3 protein-coding genes and 1 pseudogene are annotated in these 2,526 nt (G+C 59.5%); all 4 read right to left on the reverse strand.

Features of this window, described 5'->3' with window-relative positions:
- Nucleotides 1-189: transposase (locus CKO35_RS17365; RefSeq protein ID WP_200173378.1), on the reverse strand; the 189-nt coding region annotated here is incomplete at its 3' end.
- Between the two features lie 63 nt (nucleotides 190-252).
- Nucleotides 253-654, reverse strand: a pseudogene (locus CKO35_RS17370) (LemA family protein); the annotation flags it as partial.
- Between the two features lie 90 nt (nucleotides 655-744).
- On the reverse strand, nucleotides 745-1,575 hold the full coding sequence (locus tag CKO35_RS17375) for a tRNA threonylcarbamoyladenosine dehydratase (RefSeq protein ID WP_200177366.1): 831 nt from the start codon (nucleotides 1,573-1,575) through the stop codon (nucleotides 745-747).
- A 149-nt stretch (nucleotides 1,576-1,724) separates the two neighbouring features.
- Complete coding sequence (locus CKO35_RS17380) at nucleotides 1,725-2,393, reverse strand: RNA-guided endonuclease InsQ/TnpB family protein (protein ID WP_242467350.1); 669 nt, start codon at nucleotides 2,391-2,393, stop codon at nucleotides 1,725-1,727.
- Nucleotides 2,394-2,526 lie beyond the last annotated feature (133 nt).

Genomic DNA, 2,526 nt, shown 5'->3' on the forward strand with positions numbered 1-2,526 from the left:
CTGGTCCTCCTGTTGGTCATGCTGGGGAGATTGCCGCTCACGTTCCTTGCGCAACCACCGATCCAACAGGCTGCGATTGATTCCCAGAGACCGGGCAGCTTCGGCCACCCCATACCCCTGGCGCTCAACCAACGCCACTGCCTCAGCCTTGAATTCCGCCGTGTATCGACGTCGTGCCTTCTTGCTCATGAACACCTCCAATGCATAGCCTACGAGGGCTTAACGGGGTGTCCGCTACAATTGGACCACTTCAAGCTGCTGCATGTTCTGGCTGGCCTTGAGGTCGGGATAAGCCTCGGAAAGGGCAAACAGACGTCCCATCATGCCTGCCAGGGCGCCTTCCGCTCCTGCCAGTTGCTGTATCGCCGTGGCACTGGTGGGATCCGCCGCAGCCTGCCGAAGCCCGGCAACCGCTTGATTGCGGGCCTGTATCACGGCCGCCAGGGTTTCCCGTTCATGGCTGAGGTAAGCCTTGGCCGTCTCCACCAGGTTGGGAATGAGGTCGTGCCGTCTGGTCAACTGCACGTCGATCTGGGCAAAGCCATTGGCGACCTGATTGCGCAAGGTGATCAGTGTGTTATAGATGGAAATGGTCCAACCGACGGCAATGGCCACCAGCAGCAGCATGCCCCCGAGAAATATCAGTCCGGCCATCGGAACGGCTCCTGTCTTTTGATTGTTTTGGTCATCCGGAACGTCACTGCCTACGGCCGAACTGCACCGCCATGGCAAAACCCCGGGCACTCATGCCTGATCAGCCACCGCCGAAGGGGATGTCACCAGTACATCCAGCGCCCAGGCGGCCGCCCTCAGACCCATGGTTGCGGTCACCGCCATGCTGGACCCATAGCCGGAGCAACTCAGGCCTTGCGGACCGGCACCATCCTCGCTCTCCGGCGATGACGGCTGCCGCCCCGATTCCATGGAAAAGATCGCGGGGATTCCGAACCGGCGTCGAGGATCCCGCGGGAAGCCATGAAAGGACCGAAGCCGCCTGCGTACCTTGGCCAGCAAGGCGTCATGCTCGGTTCTGGAAAGGTCATCCAAACAGATGCGCCCAGGATCCTTCTTGCCCCCGGCGGCACCGGCCATGATCACGGGCACCCCTGCCTCACGACAGGCCAGCACAATCCCGATCTTGGCACGCACATGATCAACGGCATCCACCACGGCATCGGCCCCGGCAATCAATTCCCGGGCATTTTCCCGGGTGATGAAATCTTCCACTTCTCTCACCACGATCCGGGGATTGATCTCTTGAACACGCTGAGACATGGCCTTGACCTTGGAGGCCCCCAGAGTGTGCTCCAGGGCATGAATCTGTCGATTGATATTGGATTCGGCCACATGGTCCAGATCGACCAGTGTCAACGCCCCCACCCCGCTGCGCGCCAAGGCCTCGACGGCCCAGGAACCCACGCCACCGATCCCGACGACGCACACCCGGGAACGCGCCAGCCGGTCCAAGGCCGGTTTTCCGTACAGTCTGGCGATACCGCCAAACCGACGCCCGTCGTTCGATCCGCAAACCGAAGCCTGGACTTCCGGAGATGGAACATGCACAGTTTCATTCATAAAGAAGGATGATAAGGCTCATTGGGCTGAAAGATTGACGCCACGATCTTGTCGACCATAGGGCGACCTGTCGTCTAGACTTTTGACATCATCCAGACTCTACCATTTGACATCCTCCCCGGCCTGAAGGCTGGAGATTCCTACGGCGCTCAGGCCCGGCATTGAGCCGCTCCTGAGTCGCTTCGGTGGGTTCCTGCTGCTGGCGACTCTACTGCATCGCTTACTTCACAGGCGAACCGGGCGTGTCCCGCCCTTAAAACATTGATCGCGCCGACGACATCGGCGTTTTCCTCGAAGCCGCATTCCACGCACTGGAACTGAGCTTGCGTCTTCCGGTTCTCCGCCGAGACGTGACCGCAGCATGGGAAGGTTCGACTGGTGTTTTGCGGCGGCACGGCGATCAGCCAGCCACCTCGCCAATGGAGCTTATAATCCAGTTGGCGTCGAAACTCGAACCAACCCTGATCGAGGATGGACTTGTTCAGGCCCGACTTGGCCCGAACGTTTTTGCCCGGTTGCTCGGTTGTACCCGCTGCTGACTTGGACATATTCCGTACCTGCAAGTCCTCGATACACACCATCGCGTGGTTTTGGCTGATCGCGGTCGAGGTCTTGTGCAGGTAGTCACGGCGTGCGTTGCCGATCCGGGAATGAATGCGCTGAACTTTGGCCTTGGATTTTCTCCAGTTGTTGCTGAACTTCGCCTTGCGACTCATTGCCTGCTGCGCCTTGCGAAGGGCGGTTTCGTGCCGCTTGAAGCTGTTGAGCGGTTCGTAGTACGTGCCATCCGAGAGCGAGACGAACCGGGCAATGCCCATGTCGATTCCGATTGTTCTGGTCAAGTCGCAGCGGACACGGATTAAGCAGCAACCGCTAAAAAATGTTGCTGAGGGGTGATGTACCCCAGGGACGAGTGGAGCCGGTCGCTGTTGTACTCCATCTCGATGTACT

This window comes from Ectothiorhodospira shaposhnikovii (genome assembly GCF_016584105.1).
GTDB classification, from domain to species: domain Bacteria; phylum Pseudomonadota; class Gammaproteobacteria; order Ectothiorhodospirales; family Ectothiorhodospiraceae; genus Ectothiorhodospira; species Ectothiorhodospira shaposhnikovii.